A 26,887-nucleotide genomic window follows, 5' to 3' on the forward strand; every position below is an offset into this window, starting at 1 on the left:
TTTTCAGGGTGTAACACCTTGAAGGTATGTACAAGTGCATACGAAAACGCATTGAAATTCATTCACACGATATGTGATGAACCGAGCTTCAATACGGAAGAATTTGCGAAGCAAATTCATGTTTGGTGGCGATAGCGGAGGGGTTCCACACGTACCCATCCCGAACACGACCGTTAAGCCCTCCAGCGCCGATGGTACTTGGACCGCAGGGTCCTGGGAGAGTAGGACGTTGCCAAGCAACAAACGAAGAGAACCATGATCTCAATGAGATCATGGTTCTCTTTTGTATACGGTCAAACAATCTATAGAATTGAATTGCTTCTATACTGCTTTCCCAAGTTAGAGATATCCATTTAAGGATAACCTGATTTATTTGGAAACGCTTATTTATAAAGGATGTCCTTCGTAGGAGTACACTTGTTTGTACAGGGAAATACTAAGGGTTAGGACCGCTGATGGAGGCTTGACACCCCTATACCGCTTTGCTAAGATTGCAATAATATATTTTCAGAGAGCCTTGATTTGTCCATGTCGGACAGACAACAAGACCAATACAGACTAAACATTTGAAGGAGGATCATCTTGGTGTGGGAAGATAAATTCGGTAAGGAAGGCCTTACCTTTGACGATGTTTTGCTGGTACCTCGTAAGTCGGAGGTTCTACCTAAAGAAGTTAGCGTGGCGACTCGTTTGAGTGATAACGTGAAGCTGAATATTCCTTTGATGAGTGCTGGTATGGATACTGTTACTGAGGCAGTGCTGGCAATTGCGATGGCTCGTGAGGGTGGTATCGGTATTATTCATAAAAATATGTCGATTGAACAGCAAGCGGAAGAGGTGGATCGGGTTAAACGCTCGGAGAGCGGTGTAATCACCAATCCATTTTCATTGAATCCAGATCATTTGGTATCCGATGCTGAGGCGGTTATGGGGAAATATCGGATTTCTGGTGTACCTATTGTAAACGAAGAAAACAAGCTGGTTGGTATTATTACTAACCGCGATCTTCGCTTTATTCACGATTTTAATCTTAAAATCAGTGAAGTTATGACGAAGAAAGAATTGGTAACTGCGCCTGTAGGAACGACTTTACAGGAAGCGGAAGTTATTTTGCAAAAGCATAAAATTGAAAAACTTCCTTTGGTCGATGATGAAAATTATCTCAAAGGTCTTATCACCATTAAGGATATTGAGAAGGCTATTCAATTTCCAAACGCAGCGAAAGATACACAGGGGCGTCTTCTGGTCGGTGCAGCTGTCGGTATTTCCAAAGATACATTTGATCGCACTGAAGCACTTGTAAAAGCTGGCGTAGATGTGATTGTCGTGGATTCTGCTCACGGTCATCATATTAACATTATCGAGGCGGTTCGCAAGTTGCGTAGTGCTTACCCAGATCTGACCATTGTAGCCGGTAATGTAGCTACTGGTGACGGAACGCGTGAGTTGATCGAAGCAGGGGCTTCGGTCGTAAAAGTCGGGATTGGTCCAGGCTCTATCTGTACAACTCGCGTAATTGCAGGTATTGGTGTTCCACAAATAACAGCTATTTATGATTGTGCAACCGTAGCACGGGAATATAATATTCCGATTATTGCAGACGGTGGTATTAAATACTCCGGCGAGATTACAAAGGCCATTGCGGCAGGAGCTTCCGCGGTAATGCTGGGAAGTCTTTTTGCAGGTACGGAAGAAAGCCCGGGCGAATCCGAAATCTATCAAGGACGCCGCTTTAAAGTATATCGCGGTATGGGCTCAATGGCTGCGATGAAGCAGGGTAGTAAAGATCGGTATTTCCAAGATGACGATAAGAAGCTGGTACCGGAAGGCATCGAAGGACGTGTTGCTTATAAAGGGCCACTATCCGACACTGTTCATCAACTGCTGGGCGGTCTACGTTCCGGTATGGGATATTGCGGTACAGCTAATATTGAGGAGCTTCGCAACGATACAAGCTTTATCCGTATTACTGGCGCAGGTCTACGCGAAAGTCATCCGCATGATGTGCAAATTACGAAAGAAGCACCAAACTACTCTTTATAGAGTTCAGCTTTGATAGACTTGACGACAGGTAGAGCGCATTTCGCTCTGCCTGTCTTTTTTTAGAGATACCCCTGTGATAGAATAGACAAGTGTACGCCATTTTATAGAGTTATTGATAAAGTAAACACACATCAAGACCCTTGAATGAATGCCTGCTGGATCAAAGATACGAGCATAGTATGCTCATGACAGATCCGAACTTAGAAGATGAAATCCAATGAACGATAAGACACTAAAACATTAATTACATTTGCCTAGTAGAGGCTATAACCACCGTCTCGTTATACATAGCGGATCGGGTTGAGGTATGAGAGGAGTTTGTATTCATTTGAAAGCGAACAATCAAAAACAAAATAACAAACGCAGCATGATTAAGAAAAGCGTAACTGCTGTTATGGCACTCAATTTGATGTATATGTCGGTGTTGCCTGTTGTAGGTCATTTCGATCCGACTGTGGCTACTTTTGCCGCGGGAGCGACAACAGAGGCTACCAAAATCACGGGGACAGGCTCCATTAACCCGCCAAGTCTGGCACTACGTTCCGCTATCCTGATTGAGCCTTCCACGGGACAGGTGCTGCTGTCTATGAACCCAGATGAGCCGCTTCCGCCTGCCAGTATGACTAAAATGATGACCGAATACATCGTGGCTGAGCAGGTCAAGCAGGGTAAGCTCAAATGGACTGATAAGGTAACTGTTAATGAGAACGCTGCTAAGAGCATCGGATCGCGTATTTTTTTGGCTCAAGGTGATCAACATACGGTAGAAGAGCTTTATATTGCCATGGCGGTAGGTTCTGCTAATGATGCAACGGTAGCCCTTGCGGAGCGTGTGTCTGGAACGGAGCAGGATTTTGTTAAATTAATGAATGAGACGGCTCAAAAAATGGGCATGAAGAATACGTATTTCATCAACTCTACAGGATTAGACCGTAAGGATATGCCGACAGCCTATCAGCCGAATACAGATCGGGAGACTGTGATGACAGCTAGAGATGCGGCAACACTAGCGAGCAACATTATTAAGGACCATCCGGATTACACACGATTTACGACGATTCAATCCTATAAATTCCGTCCGACGGACAAGGCACCGATTGTTAACTACAACTGGATGCTGGAAGCAAACAAAAATATCACCAACTTTAGAAAGTTTGCCTATCCGGGTCTGGATGGAATGAAAACCGGCCATACGACCAACGCGGGAAACTGCTTTACTGGAACAGCCGAACGCAACGGAATGCGCCTTATTAGTGTAGTTATGGGAGCAGACTCTGAACCTCACCGTTTTACGGAGACGGCTAAAGTACTGAACTATGGTTTTGATAATTTTGAAGTGAAACAGGTTGTAGCACCAAAGACAGTAGTTAAGGGTATAGAGAATGTGCCTGTCACCAAAGGTAAAGAAACAGAAGTGTCTGTTGTGACCAAGGATGCAGTAAGTTTTATCGTGCCTAAGGGCGCGAGCAATCCTAAGGTAACTTTTACAACGAACATAACGCCGGCAAGCTCTCTCGTGGCGCCATTGAAGCAAGGGGCAAAAGTCGGAACAATCACGTATACGTACAAAACAGATGGCTCGGATAAAGGCCAGGTAAAAACTGTGGATTTGGTTACGACGACGGCAGTGGAAGAAGGCGGCTGGTTCCGGATGCTGTTCCGGGCAATCGGAGATTTCTTTGGTGATTTGTTCCAGAGTATTAAAAACCTCTTCTAATTAGCGAGAGAAACACAATGCACCTTCTTCATTGCTTATTTTGCAGCTAGAAATGATTGTGTATTTGGCGTCTGTGCGGTAAAATATTAAGTTAGAATCTAAACGTAACGCTTACAGGAGGCAACGATATGGAAACGGGAACTTCGCGTGTTAAAAGAGGTATGGCAGAGATGCAAAAAGGCGGCGTGATTATGGATGTCATGAACGCTGAACAGGCTAAAATTGCGGAGGCAGCAGGCGCTACAGCTGTAATGGCTCTTGAACGGGTGCCTTCAGATATCCGTGCAGCTGGTGGGGTCGCTCGTATGGCTGATCCGACGATTGTGGAAGAGGTTATGAAGGTTGTTTCTATTCCTGTTATGGCTAAGGCGCGTATCGGCCATTTTGTGGAGGCCAAGGTGCTGGAATCTCTCGGCGTTGACTATCTCGATGAGAGTGAAGTGCTGACACCTGCGGATGAAGTTTTCCATATCGATAAGCGGGAGTTCACCGTTCCATTTGTTTGTGGAGCCAAGGATCTGGGAGAAGCACTGCGTCGTATCGGCGAAGGCGCATCTATGATTCGTACAAAGGGTGAGCCTGGAACAGGAAATATTGTTGAAGCTGTTCGACATATGCGTTTTATCAACGGCCAAATTCGGAAGGTACAAAACCTGTCGAAGGACGAGCTGTATGCAGAAGCAAAAAACCTCGGCGTTGCTTATGAGCTGCTGTTGGAAGTGCATGAGCAAGGCAAGCTGCCAGTGGTTAACTTTGCAGCGGGTGGCGTAGCAACACCTGCTGATGCCGCATTGATGATGCATTTGGGCGCTGATGGTGTCTTCGTGGGCTCTGGTATTTTCAAATCAGACAGCCCTGAGAAATTCGCTAGAGCAATCGTGGAAGCAACCACTCATTATACGGACTACAAGCTGATTGCAGAGGTATCAAAGAATTTGGGTACTCCTATGAAGGGTATTGAAATTTCCAAGCTGGCATCGCATGAGCGTATGCAGGATCGTGGTTGGTAAGGAAAGAAGGGACCGGCATGAAAATAGGAGTATTATCGCTGCAAGGCGCTGTAGCTGAGCATATACGTAGTGTTGAATGTGCAGGTGCTGAAGGCGTGGCGGTGAAGAAGATCGAACAGCTCGATGAGCTGTCCGGTCTTATCATTCCCGGCGGCGAAAGCACAACCATAGGCAAGCTAATGCACAAGTATGAATTTATAGATGCCATACGTCAGTTTTCCACGCAAGGTAAGCCTATATTTGGTACCTGTGCAGGATTGATCGTGCTGGCCAAAACAATTCAAGGGCAGGAAGAAGCGCACTTGGGACTGATGGATATTACAGTATCGCGTAATGCCTTTGGTCGCCAACGGGAAAGCTTCGAAACAGACTTGAGTATTAAAGGGATTGAGCAGCCCGTTCGGGCTGTGTTTATACGCGCACCGTTAATCATGTCTGTTGGAACAGGAGTAGACGTACTGTCTGAGTACAACGGCGAGATCGTAGCCGCCCGTCAGGGGCATTTGCTGGCTTCATCCTTCCATCCGGAATTAACAGACGATTACCGGTTACATCAGTATTTTGTGGATATGGTCCGCGAATAGCGGAAAGTTAGGTTGTAGTGTAGGAGGGATTACCTGTGTTAGATATAAAGATTTTACGTAATGAGCTTGGTCGGGTTGAAAAAGCTTTACAGAACAGAGGCAAATCGCTGGATCTGATAAAGGGTTTTACAGATCTGGATGTAAGTCGTCGTGAGCTGCTTCAGGAAAGTGAAGCACTCAAAAATCGCCGGAATGTCGTATCCGGTGAAGTAGCCAAGTTGAAAAAGAACAAGGAAAATGCGGATGATCTTATTGCTGAAATGCGTCAGGTCTCCGATCGTATCAAAGAATTGGATGAGCAAGTACGCGAGCTGGAGGTTCAGATCGACGAACAAGTGATGTCCATTCCGAATATTCCCAATGACACAGTGCCTGTAGGTGCCTCGGAAGAGGATAATGTAGAAATCCGTCGCTGGTCGGAGCCGCGTGAGTTTTCATTTACGCCCAAAGCGCATTGGGAATTGGCGCAGAACCTGGACATTCTTGATTTTGAAGCTGCAGCTAAGGTAACGGGTTCTCGTTTCACGTTTTACAAAGGGCTGGGAGCACGACTGGAGCGTGCGCTGATTAACTTTATGATGGATCTGCACAGCAGTGAGCATGGGTATGAAGAAATGCTCCCTCCATACATTGTGAATCGCGACAGTCTCTATGGAACAGGGCAACTTCCAAAGTTTGAAGAGGATTTGTTCAAGCTGCGCGATACCGAGTATTACCTCATTCCTACGGCTGAAGTTCCGGTAACGAACTATCACCGCGAAGAGATTATGAATGCAGAGCAGCTTCCAAAGTATTATGTGGCATACAGCTCTTGCTTCCGTTCAGAAGCAGGATCAGCAGGCCGGGACACACGTGGTTTGATTCGTCAGCATCAGTTCAATAAGGTAGAGATGCTCAAGCTGGTTCATCCGGATACCTCTTACGAGGAATTGGAGAAAATGACGAATGATGCTGAGCGTGTGCTGCAGCTGCTTGGTCTTCCATATCGCGTGCTGGCACTTTGCACTGGGGATATGGGCTTTACGTCTGCCAAAACATACGATTTGGAAGTGTGGCTGCCTGAGAGCGGCATGTACCGTGAAATTTCTTCGTGCTCTAACACCGAAGACTTCCAGGCGCGTCGTGCGAACATCCGGTTCCGTCCAGATTCGAAGGCAAAGCCTGAATTTGTACATACGCTGAACGGCTCAGGATTGGCTGTAGGGCGTACGGTGGCCGCTATTTTGGAGAACTATCAGCAGGAAGACGGAAGTATTGTGGTCCCTGAAGTGCTGCGTCTATACATGCGAGGCGTCGAGGTTATAACTCCCAAACAGTAGGCATTGCATTTGTAGAAAGTCTGTGGTAAAATAATTTTGTTGCGCCTGAGTTAGTTTTAAAAGGAAGCAGCTTTATCCATTTACCACCTGGAGAGGTACCGAAGCGGTCATAACGGGGCGGTCTTGAAAACCGTTAGAGTGCAAGCTCACATGGGTTCGAATCCCATCCTCTCCGCCATTTTATAAATAATAACCAAGTCATTCAAATACGATAGCTGATGCATTGGCTTTAAACGCTAAGGATCAGGAATCGTGGAGAATGGCTTTTTTGTTGTATAAAAAGCCTGCTTTTTTCACACGTTATCAGATGTGGAGGTGCTGGCATGAATCGAGAAATGACAGTAGATCAGCAAAAGCTGGTAGAAGCTTGGCAGGAACAACTGCCGATTCTTTTGAATTCAGGAGATAAAGTACAGGTACAGGCAGATGAAGCAGACAACCGGGCTATACGAATCCACATTAAGGTTGAAGGCCGACAAATGTACTCCTTTGACTTTGCATGCATCTATGTAGATTCCCGAGAAGTGCAGGTTAGCTTGGTCGATGTAGAACGGGATGGGAAGTCGGTGGATGAACGAACAGATATCATCCAACAGCTGGTATCTGATTATACTCGCCATATTCACCAATGTGCTCAGACGTTGCAGTCATTGACGCATTCGTAGTCATGAAGGAATAAGGGGGAAAAGGCTATATGACAAAAGCCAAAAACGGACTGGACAAGAACCTGTCCAACATTGTAGATGATTTGGAGCAGCGTCCTGTTAATAGTCATCAAGCACAGCAGGTTCAGCAGGATCGTAATGACCGCCGTCATCAGGATTCACTAAATCACGATAAAACGGAGGATCTGCACCATCTTTAGTCCTATTTTAAATGGTAATATACGGATTTTATGATGAATCAGCGTAAAGACTGAGAACGGAGGATGCATAAATGGGCAAATCTAAAGCCATTCCTGTTCCCGAGGCACAGGATTCCGGTGGAAGAAACGAAAAACGTGAGCGTAATCATCAGCAGGAGCCGCTGTCCGGTTCTAAAAAGGTGAAACAACGGAATCATGTCACTCACCACAACAGAGAAGGGTCATAAGCATATAGACTTTTTTCCTAAAAATATATTGCATAATACAGTACACCTTGGTTAAAGAACCAGGGTGTCTTTGTGCTTATTGTAAGAAATTTTTCCAATAAGTGTTTCGTTGTTTGAGAAAATGCGGTAAAATAAAGGGTGTGTATTTTTTGGTTAGTATTATAAAAGGGGTTAATTACGAGAGGAGAGAATTTACACAATGAGTAAAAAGTTATCCGTCTTGGTACTCACGATGGTGTTGCTTTTGACGGTAGCCCTGGTAGGTTGCAGCAAGAAGCTAGAACCGAAAGAAGCAGTTACGACTGGTACTGCAAATGCAATGAAGTTGAACTCTTATGAATTCAAAAGTCAATTCACAGTGAAGGATCTGACAATTTCACTCGCTACTCTACCAAGTGAACAAAGTGCAATGATGACCAATATGCTGAAAAATGCAGACATTACGCTGGATGGTGTGTATCAAAAAGAACCTTTGCAATCTGAAATGACGCTCGGCATTCATTTGAAAGGTGATCTCTCCACCAGCTTCACGATTCCAATGGTTATGACTAAGGATAAATTGTACGTTAAAGTTCCGAATATTCCGTTCTACCCGCTTCCACAGGACGTTGTAGGTAAATTCCTGGTTGTCGATCCGCAAGAACTGGCTAAGCAATCCGGACAAGAATTCAACCCTGCAGTGATGGATCAGGAAAAATCGCAAAAATTTGCGAACGAAGTGATTGCCGCAATTATGGGCGAGTACGACCAAGCTACGTATTTCTTTGATATTGATCCTAAAGATGCTAAACTGCCACAAGGCGTTGAAGCTAAACAAGTGGTTCAATTCAAAATTACGAACGATAATGTGAAGCAAGCTACTGATACATTTATTACTAAGGCGCTTCCTAAATTATTTGATATCATGTCTAAAGACGAATATGCTGGCATGCTTCAAGTGAAGAAGGAAGAACTGGCTGAAGCAAAGAAAGAATTGCAATCCAATACCAGTGAAGTTAGCAAAAGTTTGGATGAGTTGAAAAATTATTTGACGGTGAAACAATTTGACATTAACACAGCTTTGAACAAGGATAACATTCCTGTGTATCAAGACCTGAATGCTAATGTGGAAGTAAATGATCCGGATACAAAAGACAATATAAAATTGTCTGTAACAGGCTACACGCAATCCAGCAAAATCAATGAAAAGGCAACATTTAAAGTAGGTATTCCAACAGGCGACCAAGTCCTGACAATCGAACAATTGCAACAAAAAATGCAAACTGTTGCTCCTTAAGTGTGAAATAACGGTCTGCAAGGCAACATTCATCATATGATGCAGGAAAACCGCTCAGCTTAACGCCGGGCGGTTTTTGTTTTACTGCTGTATGATCACCCTGTGCAGTCATTTAGGTCTGCCACACGTCATCCTCAGCTAAAAGTCCGAACATCTGGTGATCCTGCCAGGTTCCCTGGATTTGTACCAGCTTGCGGGCAATACCTTCTGGCTGAAAGCCGCATTTTTCCAATACGCGCTGTGAGCGGGCATTATGCAAGAGAGTACCCGCCTGGAGACGGTGAAGGGAGAGCGCACGGAAGGCATATTGTATGGTCAACTTCAAGGCAGCTGTCATATGACCTCGGCCCTGTTCATGCTGATCCAGCATGTAGCCGATATCGGCAAATTGTCCAACTCCACGCACCAGATTGGAAATGGAAATATATCCGATGAGCCGCTCTTCCATTAAAAGAAAGATACCGAACATGTACCCTCGGTCCTCTTCGGCTTGACGCAGTCTCTGACGGATGTAGTCCTGCTGTTTCTCTAATGTAAAAAATGAATCCTCGTAAAGCGGCTCGTACAGCGCATGTGACTCCCTGTTTCGCATTCTAAGGGCGAGAAGGGATTCACTGTCCTCCAAGCCTAATGGCCGTAAAAAGATACCTTGAGGCGTATTATACAAGCTCATGGGCATGAGCTGATCTCCTTCCATAGGTAGTTTGCAATCAGATGTATAACGACTGACTACGGTTGTGTGGGAGTAAATGCTTCGGATTTCATCCTCAGGATGAGGACGGAGGAAAAGACAACTTTGCAGCGGCTCTCTTTTGCCGAAGATTTCGAAAGAAACTCGTTAGCAACGAGGCGCATTCCTCTTGAAGCACACCACTGGTTACCTCTGTGCAATGATTGAACCGGGGCTCCTGTAATAAATTCATCAGTGTGCCTGCGCAGCCAGCCTTGGGATCTGTGGTGCCATATATCAAGTGGGGAACCCGTGACTGCACAATAGCCCCGGCGCACATCGGGCACGGCTCCAAAGTGACATACAGCCTGCAATCCAACAGTCGCCAAGCGCCCAGATGTTCACTAGCCTGACGAATGGCAATAATCTCTGCATGTGCTGTCGGGTCTGCATCGGTCTCACGCAAATTATAGCCGCGGCCTATGATTTCATTATCTTTTACGATGACAGCTCCGATCGGTACCTCACCCAACGCTTCTGCCTTGTACGCTTCCTGAATGGCTTCTTTCATCCAATAGGCGTGATCCATAATGGTCACTGGGAAAATGCTCCTCTCAAACGCGGAATTATCCAACGAACAAATATTCCGTTGTTAACATGATGTGAATAAAATTGTGGATAACAATATACTTGTCCACAGATATATCCACAATCTATGATAAAACCTGTGTATTTGTGGATTACTTGTGGATGATTATCTTATTATATTGTAGGCAAACGACTCTATATTGACAACACTATACACATGGTGTGTATTTATGTATAACCGGGAAATGTAAATGCTGGTATCACGGCCGTTATTACGGTATCATTGAGTTAGCAATTGCCAGTAATCGCCAGCATACGGCAAGAGGTGAGAATTTAGTGTGTCAATAAAAATCAAAATAACGATTATTTTGTCGGGGTCAGTCCTGTTTATCCTTTTATTAAATATCGCACTTAATTATTACACGACCCACGAAAATCTAAGAAGTGACAGCGAAACGAAAATGGTTCTGACAGCTAAAATTATCGGAGAAGCCATCGAACAAACCCGGCATAGCTGGGAGGAGGTTGATAAACAGCTCGGATATAATCTGTGGCTTTCTGCCACGTTGGCTGCCAATCAGCTAGATCCTGACATCCAAAAAATACAGCAGGAACAACTTCAACAGATAGCCATACGCCATAGGGATATTAATATTTCTTTGATAGTTCGCGATGGGGAGGGATATAGGATTGTCAAATCCTCAAATCCCAAAGAAGTAACATCTTCCGATCCATTGAATGGACATTGGAAAAGTGCAGTCGACCAATTGTATGCGCATGGACAGGCTAGAATGGCGCAAGGGCAGAATTTGGACCATTTTTGGACCGGATCATTTGATTACACAGGTTTAAACTCCTCACATATTAATAAATGGGGATTTTATTATGACCAAAAACGTAACTACTTAATTCGAATTTCCTTTCAGTATACTTCAGTACAAAATTTCGAATCCATCCTAAGCCCCGATGAGATCGTAAAGCAGACTCAGCAAGTGGATTATCGCATCATGGAGATTACGGGTATTAACCCTGCAACCTTTGGTGGCGCTACGATGGACAAGAACGGGAACGATTGGAAATACTATTATATGTACAACAAACCGATCCAATTCGGCACCTATCAACTAACTAGAGTGCAGGAGGATCGTTTGGCCGTGTCCAGGGCTATTCTCTCAGGGGAGAGTATTGTACAAGATTGTTATATCAAAGGCCAGCGGGTTCTCGTCAGTTACATACCTTTTTATCCGAGTAACCGTGAAGCCTATGTCATTCGCATTGTTATGAATTATGATACGATTACCTCTGTTATTTCCAAACAATTGATTAGCTTAATTGCCATTTCCATTGTCCTCCTGGAGGTTGTCATTATTGGGAGCTATGTGCTAGCCAGTCTGTTTGTCCGTCCTATTCAGTCCATTCTGGCGAAGGTGAATGAAATGGCCAATGGACATTTTGATACACGGCTAGAAATTAAGGGTGGCCATGAGCTGGCACGGCTGGGTGAGCGTATCAACGCGATGGCCTACAACCTGGGTATGTATACACGGAGACTCGAACAGATGTATGAGGAGAACCGTTCTGTAAAGGAGCATCTGGAATCGGTTATTAATCAGACAGCCGACGCGATTCTTGTGACCGATCAGGAAGATCGTGTCGTTCGGATTAATCATGCGTTTGAAGCCTTATACGGCTGGACCAAGAAAGAATTGGTTGGACGTACGCTGGAATTTGTACCTCCACAACAACAGGCGGAGTATGAACTTCAGAAGGAGAGCCTTCTTCAGGGTGAAAGCATCGTGTCCATTGAGACTCTTAGATTGCGCAAGGATGGAAGTACAGTAGAGATTAGTATGAGCACGTCGCCCATTCTGGATGAGGAAGGCGAAATTGTGGGATTTATCAGCGTCTCGCGTGATATTACAGGGCGCAACCGGATGGAGGAACTGCTGCGCAGATCAGAAAAACTGACAACAGTAGGACAACTGGCGGCAGGCGTGGCGCATGAGATTCGTAATCCGCTGACCACGCTACGGGGCTTTCTCCAGCTACAGCAGCAAAATCAAGTGCTGAATTTAAAGCACAACGATATTATGATGTCTGAACTGGATCGCATTAATTTGATTGTTGGCGAGTTTTTAATATTGGCGAAGCCACAGGCCGTGCATTTTCAGAAAAAAGATGTTCGTTATATTGTGAGCGACGTCATTTCGTTGCTTGATAGTCAGGCGCATCTGCTGGGTATTGTTTTTAACCTTCAGGTCACAGAGGAGCCTGCTCTTGTATACGCTGAAGAAAATCAGTTAAAACAGGTATTCATTAATTTACTTAAAAATAGTATGGAAGCTATGAGTAAAGGCGGTATGATCACGATTCATTTGTTCTTGGAGGGAGAAAGCGTTAAAATCATCATACAGGATCAGGGGACAGGTATTCCCGCAGAAATGCTGTCCAAGCTGGGCGAGCCTTTTTTCACTAACAAGGAAACAGGTACAGGACTCGGACTTATGGTCAGCCAGCGTATTATACAGAGTCATAAAGGCACACTGGATATTGAAAGCACAGAGGGAGAGGGAACGACAGCCCTTGTGCAGCTTCCGATTGCCAAGTCTGAGTAACGGGATGGACGCAGGAGGAAGCGTGACAGTAGAAATGGAGGGTACACAGGTTGCGCATTAACAAGTTTATCAGCGAAACCGGCTTTTGCTCGCGTCGTGAGGCGGACAAGCTGGTAGAGAGCGGCCGCGTGACGATTAATGGTGAAGTGGCCGTGCTGGGCAGCCAAGCGGAGGAAGGCGATGACGTTCGCGTGAACGGCAAGCCATTACGCGAGAAGTCCAATCACGTATATATTGCATTGAACAAGCCGGTGGGAATAACCAGCACAACAGAGAGTCACATTAGAGGCAACATTGTCGATTTTGTGGGGCACCCACAGCGGATATTCCCAATCGGACGTCTGGACAAGGATTCAGAAGGTCTCATTTTACTTACCAATGATGGAGACATTGTGAATAAGATTTTACGGGCCGAAGGCAAGCATGAGAAGGAATATATCGTAACGGTGGATCGTCCCGTCACATTATCTTTTGTGCAGGGGATGTCCAGTGGTGTAAAAATACTCGGCCAGCGGACGCTGCCCTGTGAGGTGACGCGTGTATCAGAGTATGTATTCCGTATTATCCTGACGGAAGGGAAGAATCGTCAAATCCGGCGGATGTGTGCTGCTTTCGGCTATGAAGTCCAAAAGCTGCAGCGACTGCGGATCATGAACATTCGGTTGGGATCGCTCCAGAAAGGCGCCTGGCGTGACCTGACAGAGGCTGAAAAGCAGGAGCTTGGTCAGATGCTCGATTATACGCTTAGCTAAGCCAGAGGGGCTTCTCGAAGCCTACAGCTCATGAGGACAGGGCAGCTACATGAATCGCTAAACCAAAAGGCACCAGCTGCATAGAAAATGCGGCGGTGCCTTTGCTCATATAACATATGCATGATCAACCTTCACTCGCACTTGAGGTAGGGCTAATAACTTGTGTACCGTTCTGATATTTGCGGAGAACGGAAATCTCAACACGGCGGTTTTTTGCGCGTCCTTGACCATCTTGGTTACTGGCTATTGGGCGATACTCGCCATAACCGATAGATACAAACTTGGTTGGGTCGAGCTGCGGATTGAGCAATAATATACGCAAGAAATTCAGTGAGCGCTTGGCGCTCAAATCAAAGTTGGACGGAAACTGGCTGTTGGAGATGGGAACATTATCTGTATGACCCGATACGATCACATCATAGCCTGGAAACTGCTGGAGCATGTCGGAAATTGACTTGGCCAGCTTTCTCGCTTCCGGCTTAACTTCGGCCTGCCCTGATGAAAACAAGGCATTATCGCTAATGGTGATCATTAGCTGGGATTGGTTCAGCTTGGTGTTCAGCAGTGGAGACAGGCCGTTATCTTGAATATACTGATCCATTTGCTTTTTAAGCTTCTTTAAATCTTCCTCTTCCCGCTGGGCGAGCTGCTTTTGCAGTTCAGAGGTAGAAGTGGCTTTAGATTTTAGGGGTTGAGATACCTGTTCTTTATTTTTGCCCATATCCATGGATTGTGACGACGGATTGGCAGCCGATTGATCCAGCACGCCTGTGCCGCCGCTAAAAGCCGCACTCAGGGATTGAGCCATAGTTTCGAATTTTTTGGCATCCAGCGAGCTCATACCGAATAAGACGATGAATAGTGCCAGCAGAAGGGTCATTAAGTCGGAATATGGCAACAGCCAGCTTTCGTCTGCATGTTCTTCATGCGGTTCATGTCTTTTTTTACTCACTGGAATCGCCATCCTTCTGGGTCATACTAGCCCGTTCGGTAGGAGTTAAGAAGATCGCCAGCTTTTGGCTGATGGCAATAGTAGAGATACCCGATTGGATCGAGAGCAAGCCTTCGACCATCATCAGCTTCAACTCAACCTCTTTTTTGGAGAGTCGTTTCAGCTTATTTGACATTGGATGCCACAGGACATAACCGGTAAAGATACCCAGCAACGTTGCGATAAAGGCCGCAGCGATGGCGTGAGACAGCTTTTCCATGTCACTAAGGTCGGCCAATGCCGCGATCAGACCTACGACCGCACCGAGTACCCCAAGGGTTGGAGCATACATACCAGCCTGGGAGAAAATCAGTGCGCCGGCGCGGTGTCTATCTTCGGTAGCGTTAATGTCTTCCATCAGAACATCGCGTACGAACTCCTGATCATTACCATCGATAATCATACGCATACCGCCGCGCATAAAGGGATCGTCGATCTCTTCGACCTTGGATTCCAACGCGAGCAGACCTTCACGACGGGTAATGGATGCCCATTCGGTAAATGTAGTGATAAGCTCCTTGCGATCCAGCAATTTCTGCTGGGTAAAAATAATTTTAAACAGCTTTGGCACCCGTTTCATGTCATCCATCGGAAACGCCATGAATATACTTGCTGCTGTTCCGACAAAAATAATCATGTAAGCAGCGGGATTGTTGACCAAGTTGACGACTGGCGCGCCCTTCAGGATCATCCCGACGACCAGTGACAAAAGCCCGAGCACAAGTCCAATAATGGTTGTAATTTGCATGATACACCTCATCCATGAGAATAGATTTTGAATCCTTTCATGCCGCCGGGGTCGTCCTTGCCCCAAGCGTGTCATTATGAGACGGATTATAATATTTATCGACAAAACTCCCTTTTTTGTTAAGTGCGAATTTCCGGTATAATAAAGTGATTATGTATTGAATGGCGGAACAATTGGAGGAAACGGTATGGGAGTGAAGCATGGACGGGAGTATGAACAAATTTTGAACGAATTGACAGAGGCTGTAGGCCGCATTCCAGACAGCTATGAATTTTTTGAAATGGAAGCAGAAGATTGGGACAGGCTGGACCCGGCGGGACGTCAGGAGGTCAACGAGGCGTTGGCGGAGGATTTGTTTTATGCGCTGGGTACAGAGCCTGTTATTACTGTGGGCAGCGGCGTTGTGATCTATGAGCCAGAGCAGCACCGGATCTATGTTCTCATTGGAGATGAGGAGCTAACGTCGGTCCCTTTAATTTGAAGGCCATCTTATGGATTTATCAACGGGGCCGTGGTAATATGTACACCACTATATTGTAGTTTTGGCCGCATAAGCGGCTGAAAGGCTTCCGTATAAATGGGGAGGAGTCGTAATATGCCTTTTACACAAGAAGAGATTGAAGCACATCTGGAGAAATTGGAGGGCTGGGAACTGGAGGAAGGACGTTGGATCGTTCGGAAATATAATTTTTCCAGTTTTATGAAAGGGATTGCATTCGTGGATGAGGTTGCTGCTATATCTGAAGCATTCAATCATCATCCGTTTATTACGATTGATTACAAGACCGTGACTTTGCGTTTGACCTCATGGGATGATGGCGGTATTATGGCCGTGGATATTAAGGAAGCCCAACAATATAATGAAGCTTTTGAGAAAATGCGTAGCAGTCATTAAGCATGCAGTCATTAAGTCAGTAATGATCTGCTGGATGATGATAAAAGCGCCTTCGCTATACAACAGAGAAGTTGTATGCCGAAGGCGCTTTTATCATAGAGCCTAGCTCTGGTGGTCGGGCTGATATACCATACAATAAAATGGCTTTTTGCCATCCGGAGTCAGTCGTTCATAGGTATCTGTAAGCTCAAATCCAGCTGCCTTGTAGGCCCGGATGGCGCGCTCATTCCAGGTGAGCACCTCCAGATCAATTTCATTCTGTGGATTGCGCCGTCTGGCTTCCTCAGCAATCGCACGGACAAAATCGGAACCCCTGCCTTGTCCGCATCTGTCGGGATGCATTCCAAGACCCAGCCGGGTTACACCAACCATAGGGAAATATTGCGCAAATCCCGTCAGCTTGCCCTCCTCATCCAGTACGGCAACATATTGCTCTTGACGAAGTGTGGGATTCCCAAATTCGACTTCCAGCGCCTTCATTTGTTCCCAGGGCAGCCAGCCGTAGATATTGTAGGGTGGATCATAGCGCCATTCACAGATTGCAGCTGCCTGATGCTCGTCCATCGGTACGATCCGAAAATTAGATATTGAGGCAGGCATGTCTTCACATCCTCCTTTTACAGGTACTTAAACTGTTAACAACAGATTGTAGACAAGTTACAGAGGAATGGCAAGCATGTTTACTTCATCGTTCGCTAAAATTGAAACCTTTTGAGATGTCAGTTCGTTAGTAATCATAATCATTGCTGATGTTGGGGACATAAAAAACCGCAATTCGATTCCGGCCAGAATCAAATTGCGGCTAAGGTTAGCTTGCTATGCGTCAGTTATTCTACATTGTCGTCATCAGGAGTTTCAGAAGCTACGGCGTGGTAAGCGTCAGTACTCATAATTCTTTTTGCACCGACATAACGGTTAGCATAATAATTTTCGTTCAGTGAGCTAACTACTACACCACGTGAAGACGAGGAGTGAGCGAATTTCCCTTCACCTACGAAGATACCTACATGGGAAATGCCTCTCCCTGTTGTGTTAAAGAACACCAGATCTCCAGGTCTCATTTCATCGCGGGATACGGAAGATCCCATTTTGAATTGTGAACCAGATTGATGCGGCAGTTTAATTCCCAGTTTGTTAAATACATACATTGTGAAGCCGGAGCAATCGAATCCTTCGAGTGTAGTGCCTCCGCTTCTGTAGCTTGTTCCTTTGGCATCTTGGATGATCTGGTCCATCTTAGAGTCTGCATATGCACTGCCGCCACCGAATGTAAAAGATGTAAAGGCAATGGCAAGACCCATGGCTGCGATCGTTAGCTTCTTCTTCAAAAAAAATATACCCCTTCCAATGCCTGCGAGGTTAGCTTAAGGATTCGGTAGAAGGTTCCCCTATGACCACTCTGTTGCGAGATCAATTCACCCAAACTGGTTCCCCCGCTTCCCAGGTGCCAGGAATTAGGCTTAACTTATGATGTGCACCTTGGAGAGCGTATTCACTATAACGAGCTTTTGAGATAAAGGTTACAATAAAGATTACAAAGTTGTTACTATCAGTTCACTGCGACTATTGTAACAAAGTCCGCTGGCTTTGGCAAATGTTTCATCGCAAAAAGTTACAAAAAAAATCTGTCCCTGATATCTCAGGAACAGATTTTGTTAAAAGTATGCAGTTAGGTGCCGTTTGTGTAGGGATGAACAGAGATTTTTCGACAGAGCTCAGCTTCTGCTGGAAATATCGGTATGCCACAGCCGGTATTGAGAGCTGATGTGCCACAGTCTGACCAGACTGGTAACAAAATGATACGATTGCTGGAGAATGAGTGCCAGCATACCCGTCCAAATCATTGCCACGGTGCCGAATAGAGCGAAGACAAGCAGCACACAAGCACCCAGCAAAAATGATATGCCAATAGCTGGGACGATCTGGCGAAAAAAGGCGAGCAAGGACGACAGTATGGCGTGACCACCGACGGTGCCCAGCTGCATGTACAGGATGCACTGCCGGATGAACCAGCCATATGCGATCCATCCGATGGCATAGGGCAACATATGCAGAAGGTAAGAGGGAGATTGCAGCGCTCCTGCTGCAATAGGGTAGAGCCTCGGCATCACCCAGATAGCGGGAAGCAGCAGCAGCCCCAGCTCGATGGCGTAATAGAGCATCGACGACAAGCCGTGACGTTTCATCCCGCGGAAGAAGGATAGGCTTTGCGGCTCGGTCGTATGGGTATGCAGACTTTGGTATATTCCGGCTCTAATGAAGGGAGTGATCAGCATACGCAGCACCGTCGCTCCCAGTAGTACCCACAAGTATATATGCACTTCCCGGTTGTCCATGAGGGCAATTTGGCTTTCCATCCAGAACAAGGTCTTGCCCAACTCGTTATGCCCCTGATCGGGGTAGCGCAGCAGTAGCGGGATAACGGCGGATTGCACCAGCCTGTAGAGAAATACTCCCCACAGCAGCTGATACAGAAACAGAATAATGACAATATAAAATTGTATGCGCACAAGCGCCCAGCCTTCTTTTATAACCGTCCGCATCTATAGACACCTCACCATGACAGACTTCCAAGCAGTGTCTCCAACAGCTTGGTTACACTTACGCTCCAACGAGTTTGCTGCCTTTCGTTCAGTTCGGCCTTCAGGTTATTGTTGATATGCTTGTTTTCCAGCGCAATGGTATATAGCGGATCAATGGTCACGTATGAAACGGGAGAGGCGCTCTTGAGCCGATAAGTTGTGCTTTTACCCGTGCCGTCCCAGGCCTTGAATATCGTTGTCCCATCCTTGAAGGTAAATTGAACGGGGATCTTGGGATAATCCGCACCTTTTTTGCTCAGCGTCACGACCGCTTCATACCCTTTCTCCAGCTTGTGGTTCGTGATGCGATCCACCGAGAAGTCCGCCATCTGGCCGTCATATACATATTGTTCAAAATAGTGGCTCCATGAGCGTCCGGTGACTCTCTCAACGATACGTTGAAAATCCTGTGATGACGGATGTTTGAAACGGTACGTCTGGACGTAAGTGCGCATGATGCGATCCATTTTTTTTATTCCGACCTGACGTTCAATGCCCTGCAGTACCAGCTTGCCTCGAGAGTAGGCATTCTGCCCATACGCAGCAGAGGAGCCATACTTCCATGACTCGCGGTTTAGCGGTTGAGGAGACGCTATCTGGCCTGATTGTAGCGGCAAGTTGGGGGTGAGCCCGTATTCCTGCTCCATAAGTCGTTCCTCTGCATAGGAGGTGAAGCCTTCATCCAGCCACGGTTCCTCAAATTCATTATTGGCTACCATCCCGTAGAAATATTGATGTCCAATTTCGTGAACTAATGTCCGCTCCAGGTTATAGCCGGGGTTCAGGTTATCTGCGGCGGCGGCCGTGATCAATGTCGGATATTCCATACCTCCGGCGCCATTGCCTGTTTTGGGTGGAACCACGATGGACAGGGTGGAGTATGGATAAGGCCCGTACCATTTGCTGTAATACGAAAGGGCGGCTTTGGCTGCGCTCAAATAGCGTCCCTTGAGTTCCTTGTGCGACGGGTCGAGATACAGCTTGATTTTGACACCGGGGACTTCAGCAGAAGAAAAGGGTTCTTCTACGGTTACAAAGTTGGGTGAAGCGGCCCAGGCAAAATCGTGCACGTCATCGGCATAGAATTGATATATTTTTTGTCCATTCTGCCGGACTGCTCCGCGAGTGGGAAAACCGGTTGCGGCTACGATGTGCGTTTCAGGTACTCGAATCCGTATGCTGTAAATTCCAAAATCGGCATAAAACTCGGAGTTGCCATGATACTGATGGAGATTCCAGCCCTCCTCGGCACGCCCGCGCTGTCCTGCAGTCTCATAAACGCTGAGCTTGGGAAACCACTGTCCTGCCATTACAAAATCATCTGTCGCACCCATCCGTGCGAAAATGGCAGGCAGCTTGACCTCAAACTTCATATATAGTGTAATTTCTTCGCCACCTCGTACCGGCTTGGGCAGACGCACCTTCATGAGCGAGCGGTCATTTGCGTTACCGTCATCCGGTTGTACATATTGAGTACGGTGCAGAAGGGATAAGCCGTCTTCCGTCTTGAGCTCAGTCAGCGTCATGGAGCCGAAGCCGTCCTTGGGCATGGTGTCTCCGCGCAGCTTGCCCCCGGATTCCTTCATAAAGGTGGTATCCATGGAAGAAAAGGCATTCGGGTACAGATGGAGATACAGATCGTTCACGGTTTTCTTCCCCGGATGCTTCCAGGTCATTGTCTCTGTACCTCGCAAAACCTGTCCTTCTTCCAGGGACACATCAATGTGATACTCCACCACCCTTTTGCTGAGAATTTCTGAGGCAGGCTGTGGAGGATTCTTGGGCAGCTCAGCCAGGATGTTTGCCCCTGAAGGCTTGCCCGTATCTGGCGCAAGCGCAGACTCAGACTGGGAGCCGTGTGCTGGTTGGCCTATGGATTGCGGATCGGATGGCGATTGTGGCTGCCAGGCAAACCATAACGTCCCTGCGAGGAGACCGAGGGCTAGTGTAGACAATAAAACGATTTTGGTGCGTGCTGGGGTCATACAATGGATACCTCCCGTTGACAAGCATCTACAGCATGTATATGTTTGCTTTCGGGAGATTATTAGTTAAAATATTTGTAGTGTAGGATAGAGTGTGAAGACGGAAAATGGAGGCCTAGTGACGCATGAGTGAAAATCAGCCGGACGGCAAAAAACAGATTGCACTGAACATTGTCAGTGGCAAGAGTAAACATAAGGGCTTCGGTGCAGGCTCAATCGATCTGAACAGCATGTCTCCTGTCATCATTGACCAGGGAGAGGCGAAAATTGATATTGGTGCCATGCATGCCAAAAGTAAAGTGGAGCGTGGAATCAAGTTCTCTACGAATAAAGAGGACGTACCGAACGGACGCCAGGTATGGCTGGTATGGGTAGCCGTGGATCGCACGCCCGAAGGACGTATGTATGGCGGCGCGACAGCTTGCGAGATGCTGATTGACGACGAAGCCAAACGCGGCTGGAAAATTCTCGCCGATCACGTCAACCGTATGGATTACGCGCTCAAGCGTCGTTTCATGCTGGAGGATCTCGGCAGTGAGGATAAAGCAGCGCTCAAAAGCCTGCTGATCTCCCATAACGAGGAATGGTGGGACGCTTCGCCTGAGGAATTGAAGCAGGCGCTGGAAGGGTAAGAAAAGCGAAATTGGAAACCTTATTTAAGCTTTGTGATGCTTTCAATTGTAAGCTTTCAGACCTCATAGAGTATGTACTGGACAAGTAAAATAGCAGAGCAATCAGTAAAACTTTTGAAGAAAAAAACTGTATTTACGTAATAAAATGAGCTATACTGAGATAAGAATAGTAAAGGAGCCGTGCGTCAACACGACTCCAGTGTACAACCACTGCTTAAAGAGCAGTCGGCAGTAAGGTTCAGAAGTAGATCGATACCTTGTAGGGGGCGGTCTACTTCTTTTTCATGTAGGTGAGCAATGCCAGAATGAACATGCCAAACATGATCATCAAAGAAATTGCGTCTTTAACCTCCATGGGCATCACCTCCCTTCGGGGAGACTAGCCGACCGCCCTTTTAGCCGTATGTTGTACTAGGAAAGTATACCATAGAAAATACTTTTTTGAGATTTATAATACTTAAATGCGTATTTTTTTAATGAGAAGAATAATGAATGGATATACTTAAAACAACCTGACTGAGATAAACGTTATCTTAGCTAGTCTATTTTTGCGGCTTCGTATATGATCATATGAATAAGGGTTAGGCTCTCAAAGCAACAGCATTTTAATTGTCAAAAATATATGAACAGTAGAGCCTTGACATCCTGAACAGGCACTTACTATAATTCAAATAGAAATCGGTTCCAAAATCCGATTTTTATTTATTTTTCCTGTGGAACCGGTTCCCAAAAGAGTGCAGTTAAGTCCTATTTACTGTTTTTGAATATAATCTGTTAAAAAAGGTGGCATCGTTATGTTTAAATGGTTGAAAAAGAAGACGGTTCCTCGTATTGAAGAATTCGACATGGTAGCGCCAGTTAAAGGACAAGTGGTTTCCCTTGAAGAGGTTCCAGACCCTGCTTTCTCTACGAAGGCTATGGGGGAAGGTATCGCGATTCACCCGACTGAAGGGAAGGTCATCGCTCCTTTTACAGGTAAGGTTGCTCATGTTATGGAGAAAAGCAAACACGCTCTGATCATTGAACATGAATCCGGAGTACAAATTTTGATACATGTCGGAATTAATACAGTCTCCCTCAAAGGACAGGGCTTTAATCCACATGTGCAAACAGGGGATAGCATTAAAGCGGGGCAATTATTGATGGAGTTTGATCTGGATGCGATTCAACGGGATGGATTGCCGATCATTACTCCAGTAATCGTTCCAGACGGGCAAGAGATGATCAGTCATGTGGAAATATTGGAAGGTTCATCTACATCTTCAGATGCACCTGTATTAAGAGTTCATTTGAAAGCCTAGTCGGCATTTTTGCTTCCTGCTGCGCATGCTCATAGGGCGGATTTTTAGGATTTAACAGTAAAATATGTAGAAAAAGACTAACCAGGAATTCCAGGTTAGTTTTTTCTTTAGATGATTCACTTACCAGTCAAGGGGCTGGTATGAGCAATTCATCAAAAGCTAGGATTCATATATTTCAGCTATCCGCTGATTGCAACTGCCTTCGTAAAGCCCTCCATGAAAGCAAATCACTTTTTTAATATCATATGGAAGCAGATTTTTAAGAGATTCCTTCGCCATATTAAAATCGTGACAGTATTGTGGGTCCGGCGCCTGCAGCTCGCCATTCACTACAGTCAGAGCATCACCTGCAATCAAGGTTTGACTGGCCTTATGATAGAAGCTTAGGTGTCCCGGTGTGTGGCCAGCAGTATCTATGACTACAATCCCTCCGCAGAAGGGCAATTCCTCCCCGGCAACGATTGTGGAGTTCACTATAGCCTTTGGGGGATTTTCCAGCGTGCGCTGAAATGCATGTCTCCACTCTACTGAAACGGATTCGGGCAAGGAGTTTACAGCTTGAGCTATCGCTTCTGGTGTCAGTTTTATAAGCTGCTTTTCTCCCTGTATATAGGGCTTTTCGATAGAACTGGCAAACACCTGAACCGGGGATGAACAGGCCCGAATTACATCTGCTAAACTGCCGATATGATCGAGGTCCTGGTGTGTAATGAGTATGGAGGTAAGTTTATGGATAGTAAATCCGGTACTTAGAATTGCCTCTTGTAAAAGCGATAGTTGCCCGGGGTAAGTCGTGTCCACTAAAATCATATTATCTTCGTCCCACATTAGGGTGGGGTGAATGCTTTCTGTTCGTCCCATGATGGTAGAAGAAACCTGAAGTATCTGTATCCCCTTGTCCAATTGCATCGAATCCCTCCTAAAAGAGTTGATGTTATACAAAGGAATCGTATCACGAAATTAAAATATGTAAACCAATATTATAACACAAAAATAATTATTTGTCAATATATAGATTTTTAAATTTGTGTGACAATAACTCTTATAAAGAGAGCAAGCATTCAGTAACATTTTTGAAGATAAATGCTGTTTTTACGTTATAAAATGAGCTATACTGAGGTAAGAATAGTAAAGAAGCCGTGCGGCTAACACGACTCCAGTATACAATCACTGCTTAAAGAACAGTCGGCAGTAGGGTCCAACAATAGACCGTTACCTTGGGGAGGGCGGTCTATTTCTTTTTCACGTAGGTAAGCAATGTAAACATGATCATCACGGAAATCGCGTCTTAAATCTACTCTAACCAATGGTTTGGAATGCTTAAAGAAGGGGGCAATTTAGTTTTATAATTGCCTTTGGCTGAATTTAATTGCGCTTGTGTAAGAAAAATACTTCCTTCCAGATTAGCCCCACTTAAATCAGCATCTCTAAAATCTGCACCGATCAGGTCGGTCCTTCTCAGATCAGCTTCTCGCAGGTCAGCAGCAATAAGTAAAACTCCTCTTAAATTGGCACCTCTAAGATTAGCGGCTTTTAAATTAGCACCTATGAGGTCTCTGCTCCTAATTTTTTTACTATATTTATTATGTTCCATGTTTTTCTTGAATTTTTCACGAACTAACTCACTTGTTTGTAGAAGTAAATCATTAACTAGCGCCCTATGGGTTGGTACATGAAGATCTATAAGGGATTTTGGATCTTGATCCGTAAGTTGCTCGGTTTTCGCTATAGCTTCTTGCAAGTCTGTATAGATGGGGTGAGTTTCTTCTAAACTAAGGGCTTCATTTAAGTAATAAAGCATTTCGTGAAGCTGTTGCATGATGGGAAATATATTGAACATTTCCTCAGCTATTGCCGGGTCGTCTCGCCAACTTTTTCCGTTGTACATTACTTGAGAAATTTTTTGACCTGCCCCAAAGCAATCATATACAGTACAGCCTCGCAAGCCGCTATTTCTTAGATTCTTATGAATATCACAACGATAATCGGCATTCAGGTTCTGACAAGGAGTTCCTCCATCCTTGTTAAAAGCAAAATCTGCAGATTTTGCATAAGGTAAAGCTACACAGCATAGACCAAAACATTTTTCACAATCTGCACTATACAATGAACACACATCCTTTTACTAGCACCTACTAAATGTAATATTACCAAAAAAAGATGGAGCATAGTCTATTGTTTTTTGTATAAACTTCTCGAAGTCCACTAGATAGTTAGAAAAGAAATTGGAATGCATTCGATTGCAAGCTTTTGGACTTAATAGAATATGTACCTGACAAGTAAAAGAGCGAAGCAAATCAGTAAAATTTTTAAAGAGCAAAGCTGTATTTACGTAATAAAATGAGCTATACTGAGGTAAGAATAGTAAAGGAGTCGTGCGCGAACACGACTCCAGTGTACAACCACTGCTTAAAGAGCAGTCGGCAGTAGGGTCGAACAATAGACCGTTACCTTGGTGGGGCGGTCTACTTCTTTTTCACGTAGGTAAGCAATGCCAGAATCGGAAAAACTTAAATACGTATTTTTGATAACGAATAACCCGTTTGAGACCAGAGTGGTCTTAGTCGGGTTATTTTGCATAGAGCCTATAATAAATTAGCCAGGTTATGATTTTGCCAGATTTAATTGCCATGAAACTCCGTACTTGTCCTCAACCCACCCGAATTGTTGGCTTACGGGCGAGGCCTCTAGGGGCATTAGAATTCGGCCTTCCTGCGATAGCTGATCAAACACTCGGTGAATTTCTTCTTCCGAATCACAGGTGATGAATAGCGATAAAGCCGGAGTAAAAGGGTGCTTGTTCTGATGATTTTGGTCAATAGCCATGAAGGTTTGTCCTTTGAGGGTGAATACAGCATGTAACACGGTTCCGTTCTCCTGATGAAGTACGCTAATGATGTCCGACGGCTTAAACACAGAGGTATAAAATTGCATGGCCTCTTCTGCTTGACCGGAGAACATAAAAAATGTTGTGATTTTGGGGTAGGAATTTTGCATAAGGTCAGCTCCTTGAACTGGATAGTAGATGCTAACATTTTACCTTTATTTGAACAAAAGTATTCACAATAAAAGAAGCACTTCATGAGGATATACATATATGAAAGGGGGACTACAGGCATCGGATGTTGGGTCAGTATTTGAACTGAGGCATGTCCGGACGGGAAATGTAATCGGGTCAGGATATAAGAATTTCTGATGAAAAGAGACGAAATAGCGGAATGCGCTGACGGTATAGGGATTCGCCCAGTCCACGGGCTAATGTCCTGCATAGGATACATCAGCCTAGAACACAAGGAGTGAAACACATGTCTTTAATGCCACAGGTGCCTTCACAACCGGGCACTCCGGGTCCACTTACACCGTCAGGTCCTTCGATCCCACAATTTCCTGGTACACAGGGCTCGTTTCCGTCACCGATTGGTCCGCCACCAGGGGGAGGGGGCTTTGCGCCACAGCCGCAGCCGCCTTTTGGCCCGCCACCAGGGCCGGGTCCGTTCTCGCCGCCGCCAGGACCGATGGGCCCTCCGGGACCGGGACTTCAAGCTCAGGCCCCGACTGCCCCGCCGCCGCAATTTACGCCACCAAGGCCACTGGCCACGGCCTATGCTATTGATCCTTTAGCCATCTCCGGCTGCTTGTTCCGCAACACATTTATATGGCTGACGAATGGTCAGCGCTTCTGGATGTACCCTGTCTTTGTGGGTAGAACATCCGTAGCGGGGTTCCGATGGAATGGTCGTTTTTGGACTTATTTTGGTATAGACACCAACCGGATTGAGGCGTTTAGCTGTTTTTGGTAAGCGCACCTTTGGGGAAAGCGTGCTGAACCGGGGTGTTGCGGCTAATCGTGACAAGAGAGATACATGGGACATATGAGTAAATAAAAGAAAGTAAAAAGACTGAGAGAAGCGCTCATAGCGCTCCTTCAGTCTTTTTTGGCTGTTACTCCATCCACCATCGCTTGAAATTACTCCACCATGATTTCTTTTCTGCCTGCTGCTCCGCTTGGTCAGTCTGTGTCGCTGCCGGTGGGTTATTCTGCCCAGACAAGGTCTCCTTTGGCTCCGTACCGCTGACGAATACCTCC

28 protein-coding genes, 1 tRNA gene, 1 rRNA gene, 1 pseudogene and 1 riboswitch are annotated in these 26,887 nt (G+C 45.7%); of the genes and pseudogenes, 19 read left to right on the top strand and 12 right to left on the bottom strand.

The genetic code is table 11. The annotated features are described in order from the left end of the window. Window positions 1-121: 121 nt before the first annotated feature. From rrf to WG8_RS00430, 11 genes are all read left to right on the top strand, one after another. Window positions 122-238, top strand: a 5S ribosomal RNA gene (gene rrf / locus WG8_RS00385). A gap of 347 nt (window positions 239-585) precedes the next feature. Continuing rightward, window positions 586-2,043 (top strand): IMP dehydrogenase, encoded by a 1,458-nt coding sequence (gene guaB, locus WG8_RS00390; protein WP_007428067.1) that lies wholly within the window; start codon window positions 586-588, stop codon window positions 2,041-2,043. 328 nt (window positions 2,044-2,371) lie between these two features. Further along, the gene (locus tag WG8_RS00395; protein WP_007428068.1) at window positions 2,372-3,760 is read left to right on the top strand and encodes a D-alanyl-D-alanine carboxypeptidase family protein; all 1,389 of its coding nucleotides are present in this window, start codon (window positions 2,372-2,374) and stop codon (window positions 3,758-3,760) included. 128 nt (window positions 3,761-3,888) lie between these two features. Beyond that, entirely contained in the window at window positions 3,889-4,770 is an 882-nt protein-coding gene (gene pdxS, locus WG8_RS00400) for a pyridoxal 5'-phosphate synthase lyase subunit PdxS (RefSeq protein WP_007428069.1), read from the top strand. Between the two features lie 17 nt (window positions 4,771-4,787). Then, complete coding sequence (pdxT, locus tag WG8_RS00405) at window positions 4,788-5,354, top strand: pyridoxal 5'-phosphate synthase glutaminase subunit PdxT (RefSeq protein WP_007428070.1); 567 nt, start codon at window positions 4,788-4,790, stop codon at window positions 5,352-5,354. A 35-nt stretch (window positions 5,355-5,389) separates the two neighbouring features. Continuing rightward, window positions 5,390-6,673 (top strand): serine--tRNA ligase, encoded by a 1,284-nt coding sequence (gene serS / locus WG8_RS00410; RefSeq protein ID WP_007428071.1) that lies wholly within the window; start codon window positions 5,390-5,392, stop codon window positions 6,671-6,673. A gap of 89 nt (window positions 6,674-6,762) precedes the next feature. Further along, window positions 6,763-6,851, top strand: a tRNA-Ser gene (locus tag WG8_RS00415). 145 nt (window positions 6,852-6,996) lie between these two features. Next, a complete protein-coding gene (locus tag WG8_RS00420) occupies window positions 6,997-7,338 on the top strand; it encodes a hypothetical protein (protein WP_007428072.1) in 342 nt (113 codons plus the stop codon). Between the two features lie 29 nt (window positions 7,339-7,367). Next, window positions 7,368-7,538, top strand: a complete 171-nt coding sequence (locus WG8_RS27280) for a hypothetical protein (protein WP_007428073.1) — start codon at window positions 7,368-7,370, stop codon at window positions 7,536-7,538. A 71-nt stretch (window positions 7,539-7,609) separates the two neighbouring features. Beyond that, entirely contained in the window at window positions 7,610-7,765 is a 156-nt protein-coding gene (locus tag WG8_RS00425) for a small acid-soluble spore protein P (protein WP_007428074.1), read from the top strand. 199 nt (window positions 7,766-7,964) lie between these two features. Beyond that, window positions 7,965-9,041 (top strand): hypothetical protein, encoded by a 1,077-nt coding sequence (locus WG8_RS00430; protein ID WP_007428075.1) that lies wholly within the window; start codon window positions 7,965-7,967, stop codon window positions 9,039-9,041. Window positions 9,042-9,153: 112 nt separating this feature from the next. Here WG8_RS00430 and WG8_RS00435 read toward each other — a convergent pair whose 3' ends face one another. Together WG8_RS00435 and tadA are read right to left on the bottom strand one after the other, a co-directional pair. Then, window positions 9,154-9,720 carry a GNAT family N-acetyltransferase gene (locus WG8_RS00435; protein ID WP_007428076.1) on the bottom strand — a complete coding sequence of 189 codons (567 nt, stop codon included), beginning with the start codon at window positions 9,718-9,720 and terminating at the stop codon, window positions 9,154-9,156. Between the two features lie 88 nt (window positions 9,721-9,808). Beyond that, the gene (gene tadA / locus WG8_RS00440; protein WP_007428077.1) at window positions 9,809-10,309 is read right to left on the bottom strand and encodes a tRNA adenosine(34) deaminase TadA; all 501 of its coding nucleotides are present in this window, start codon (window positions 10,307-10,309) and stop codon (window positions 9,809-9,811) included. Between the two features lie 328 nt (window positions 10,310-10,637). Between tadA and WG8_RS00445 the strand changes: the two genes are divergently transcribed. After that, complete coding sequence (locus WG8_RS00445; RefSeq protein ID WP_043890655.1) at window positions 10,638-12,914, top strand: PAS domain S-box protein; 2,277 nt, start codon at window positions 10,638-10,640, stop codon at window positions 12,912-12,914. 50 nt (window positions 12,915-12,964) lie between these two features. Then, window positions 12,965-13,666 carry a 23S rRNA pseudouridine(2604) synthase RluF gene (gene rluF / locus WG8_RS00450; protein WP_007428079.1) on the top strand — a complete coding sequence of 234 codons (702 nt, stop codon included), beginning with the start codon at window positions 12,965-12,967 and terminating at the stop codon, window positions 13,664-13,666. A gap of 124 nt (window positions 13,667-13,790) precedes the next feature. Here rluF and motB read toward each other — a convergent pair whose 3' ends face one another. Both motB and motA read right to left on the bottom strand, forming a co-directional pair. After that, window positions 13,791-14,618, bottom strand: a complete 828-nt coding sequence (gene motB, locus WG8_RS00455) for a flagellar motor protein MotB (RefSeq protein ID WP_007428080.1) — start codon at window positions 14,616-14,618, stop codon at window positions 13,791-13,793. Then, complete coding sequence (motA, locus tag WG8_RS00460) at window positions 14,611-15,405, bottom strand: flagellar motor stator protein MotA (RefSeq protein WP_007428081.1); 795 nt, start codon at window positions 15,403-15,405, stop codon at window positions 14,611-14,613. The genes motB and motA overlap by 8 nt, the downstream gene beginning before the upstream one ends. Before the next feature lie 187 nt (window positions 15,406-15,592). Here motA and WG8_RS00465 point away from each other — a divergent pair, with 187 nt between their 5' ends. Together WG8_RS00465 and WG8_RS00470 are read left to right on the top strand one after the other, a co-directional pair. Continuing rightward, the gene (locus WG8_RS00465) at window positions 15,593-15,886 is read left to right on the top strand and encodes a hypothetical protein (RefSeq protein WP_007428082.1); all 294 of its coding nucleotides are present in this window, start codon (window positions 15,593-15,595) and stop codon (window positions 15,884-15,886) included. A gap of 114 nt (window positions 15,887-16,000) precedes the next feature. Next, window positions 16,001-16,300 carry a 4a-hydroxytetrahydrobiopterin dehydratase gene (locus WG8_RS00470; RefSeq protein WP_007428083.1) on the top strand — a complete coding sequence of 100 codons (300 nt, stop codon included), beginning with the start codon at window positions 16,001-16,003 and terminating at the stop codon, window positions 16,298-16,300. Window positions 16,301-16,402: 102 nt separating this feature from the next. Here WG8_RS00470 and WG8_RS00475 read toward each other — a convergent pair whose 3' ends face one another. The 4 genes from WG8_RS00475 to WG8_RS00490 all read right to left on the bottom strand — a co-directional run bounded on the left by WG8_RS00475 (window position 16,403) and on the right by WG8_RS00490 (window position 20,867). Next, window positions 16,403-16,900: a GNAT family N-acetyltransferase gene (locus WG8_RS00475; RefSeq protein ID WP_007428084.1), complete on the bottom strand. Its 498-nt coding sequence runs from the start codon at window positions 16,898-16,900 to the stop codon at window positions 16,403-16,405. A gap of 227 nt (window positions 16,901-17,127) precedes the next feature. Further along, window positions 17,128-17,628 carry a C40 family peptidase gene (locus tag WG8_RS00480; protein ID WP_007428085.1) on the bottom strand — a complete coding sequence of 167 codons (501 nt, stop codon included), beginning with the start codon at window positions 17,626-17,628 and terminating at the stop codon, window positions 17,128-17,130. 5 nt (window positions 17,629-17,633) lie between these two features. Next, window positions 17,634-17,771, bottom strand: a riboswitch (cyclic di-AMP (ydaO/yuaA leader). A gap of 244 nt (window positions 17,772-18,015) precedes the next feature. Further along, window positions 18,016-18,843 carry a hypothetical protein gene (locus tag WG8_RS00485; RefSeq protein ID WP_007428086.1) on the bottom strand — a complete coding sequence of 276 codons (828 nt, stop codon included), beginning with the start codon at window positions 18,841-18,843 and terminating at the stop codon, window positions 18,016-18,018. 11 nt (window positions 18,844-18,854) lie between these two features. Next, window positions 18,855-20,867, bottom strand: coding sequence for a M1 family metallopeptidase (locus WG8_RS00490; RefSeq protein ID WP_007428087.1), 2,013 nt, complete (start codon window positions 20,865-20,867; stop codon window positions 18,855-18,857). A gap of 125 nt (window positions 20,868-20,992) precedes the next feature. Here WG8_RS00490 and WG8_RS00495 point away from each other — a divergent pair, with 125 nt between their 5' ends. Both WG8_RS00495 and WG8_RS26120 read left to right on the top strand, forming a co-directional pair. Further along, window positions 20,993-21,499, top strand: coding sequence for a YwhD family protein (locus tag WG8_RS00495; RefSeq protein ID WP_007428088.1), 507 nt, complete (start codon window positions 20,993-20,995; stop codon window positions 21,497-21,499). After that, a pseudogene (locus WG8_RS26120) lies at window positions 21,496-21,588 on the top strand (helix-turn-helix domain-containing protein); the annotation flags it as partial. The gene WG8_RS00495 and the pseudogene WG8_RS26120, both read left to right, overlap by 4 nt. 182 nt (window positions 21,589-21,770) lie before the next feature. On the opposite strand, the gene WG8_RS29390 reads toward WG8_RS26120, so the two are convergent. Next, window positions 21,771-21,860: a putative holin-like toxin gene (locus tag WG8_RS29390; protein ID WP_305954445.1), complete on the bottom strand. Its 90-nt coding sequence runs from the start codon at window positions 21,858-21,860 to the stop codon at window positions 21,771-21,773. A 433-nt stretch (window positions 21,861-22,293) separates the two neighbouring features. Here WG8_RS29390 and WG8_RS00500 point away from each other — a divergent pair, with 433 nt between their 5' ends. Beyond that, window positions 22,294-22,800 carry a PTS sugar transporter subunit IIA gene (locus WG8_RS00500; RefSeq protein WP_007428090.1) on the top strand — a complete coding sequence of 169 codons (507 nt, stop codon included), beginning with the start codon at window positions 22,294-22,296 and terminating at the stop codon, window positions 22,798-22,800. 159 nt (window positions 22,801-22,959) lie between these two features. Here WG8_RS00500 and WG8_RS00505 read toward each other — a convergent pair whose 3' ends face one another. The 3 genes from WG8_RS00505 to WG8_RS00515 all read right to left on the bottom strand — a co-directional run bounded on the left by WG8_RS00505 (window position 22,960) and on the right by WG8_RS00515 (window position 25,797). Beyond that, complete coding sequence (locus WG8_RS00505) at window positions 22,960-23,709, bottom strand: MBL fold metallo-hydrolase (protein WP_007428091.1); 750 nt, start codon at window positions 23,707-23,709, stop codon at window positions 22,960-22,962. Between the two features lie 385 nt (window positions 23,710-24,094). After that, a complete protein-coding gene (locus WG8_RS00510; protein ID WP_043890656.1) occupies window positions 24,095-24,907 on the bottom strand; it encodes a pentapeptide repeat-containing protein in 813 nt (270 codons plus the stop codon). A gap of 497 nt (window positions 24,908-25,404) precedes the next feature. Beyond that, window positions 25,405-25,797, bottom strand: coding sequence for a VOC family protein (locus WG8_RS00515; RefSeq protein WP_007428092.1), 393 nt, complete (start codon window positions 25,795-25,797; stop codon window positions 25,405-25,407). Between the two features lie 308 nt (window positions 25,798-26,105). Between WG8_RS00515 and WG8_RS00520 the strand changes: the two genes are divergently transcribed. Beyond that, the gene (locus WG8_RS00520; RefSeq protein ID WP_007428093.1) at window positions 26,106-26,600 is read left to right on the top strand and encodes a hypothetical protein; all 495 of its coding nucleotides are present in this window, start codon (window positions 26,106-26,108) and stop codon (window positions 26,598-26,600) included. Window positions 26,601-26,887 lie beyond the last annotated feature (287 nt).

Source organism: Paenibacillus sp. Aloe-11 (genome assembly GCF_000245715.1).
Classification (GTDB): domain Bacteria; phylum Bacillota; class Bacilli; order Paenibacillales; family Paenibacillaceae; genus Paenibacillus; species Paenibacillus kribbensis.

Bases quoted from the DNA above. Each gene is read 5' to 3' on its own strand.
- pdxS (WP_007428069.1), top strand. From the start codon at position 3,889: ATGGAAACGGGAACTTCGCGTGTTAAAAGAGGTATGGCAGAGATGCAA.
- pdxT (WP_007428070.1), top strand. From the start codon at position 4,788: ATGAAAATAGGAGTATTATCGCTGCAAGGCGCTGTAGCTGAGCATATA.
- WG8_RS00420 (WP_007428072.1), top strand. From the start codon at position 6,997: ATGAATCGAGAAATGACAGTAGATCAGCAAAAGCTGGTAGAAGCTTGG.
- WG8_RS27280 (WP_007428073.1), top strand. From the start codon at position 7,368: ATGACAAAAGCCAAAAACGGACTGGACAAGAACCTGTCCAACATTGTA.
- WG8_RS00425 (WP_007428074.1), top strand. From the start codon at position 7,610: ATGGGCAAATCTAAAGCCATTCCTGTTCCCGAGGCACAGGATTCCGGT.
- WG8_RS00430 (WP_007428075.1), top strand. From the start codon at position 7,965: ATGAGTAAAAAGTTATCCGTCTTGGTACTCACGATGGTGTTGCTTTTG.
- WG8_RS00435 (WP_007428076.1), bottom strand. From the start codon at position 9,720: ATGCCCATGAGCTTGTATAATACGCCTCAAGGTATCTTTTTACGGCCA.
- motA (WP_007428081.1), bottom strand. From the start codon at position 15,405: ATGCAAATTACAACCATTATTGGACTTGTGCTCGGGCTTTTGTCACTG.
- WG8_RS00465 (WP_007428082.1), top strand. From the start codon at position 15,593: ATGGGAGTGAAGCATGGACGGGAGTATGAACAAATTTTGAACGAATTG.
- WG8_RS00470 (WP_007428083.1), top strand. From the start codon at position 16,001: ATGCCTTTTACACAAGAAGAGATTGAAGCACATCTGGAGAAATTGGAG.
- WG8_RS00475 (WP_007428084.1), bottom strand. From the start codon at position 16,900: ATGCCTGCCTCAATATCTAATTTTCGGATCGTACCGATGGACGAGCAT.
- WG8_RS00485 (WP_007428086.1), bottom strand. From the start codon at position 18,843: ATGCGGACGGTTATAAAAGAAGGCTGGGCGCTTGTGCGCATACAATTT.
- WG8_RS00490 (WP_007428087.1), bottom strand. From the start codon at position 20,867: ATGACCCCAGCACGCACCAAAATCGTTTTATTGTCTACACTAGCCCTC.
- WG8_RS00495 (WP_007428088.1), top strand. From the start codon at position 20,993: ATGAGTGAAAATCAGCCGGACGGCAAAAAACAGATTGCACTGAACATT.
- WG8_RS29390 (WP_305954445.1), bottom strand. From the start codon at position 21,860: ATGCCCATGGAGGTTAAAGACGCAATTTCTTTGATGATCATGTTTGGC.
- WG8_RS00500 (WP_007428090.1), top strand. From the start codon at position 22,294: ATGTTTAAATGGTTGAAAAAGAAGACGGTTCCTCGTATTGAAGAATTC.
- WG8_RS00505 (WP_007428091.1), bottom strand. From the start codon at position 23,709: ATGCAATTGGACAAGGGGATACAGATACTTCAGGTTTCTTCTACCATC.
- WG8_RS00515 (WP_007428092.1), bottom strand. From the start codon at position 25,797: ATGCAAAATTCCTACCCCAAAATCACAACATTTTTTATGTTCTCCGGT.
- WG8_RS00520 (WP_007428093.1), top strand. From the start codon at position 26,106: ATGTCTTTAATGCCACAGGTGCCTTCACAACCGGGCACTCCGGGTCCA.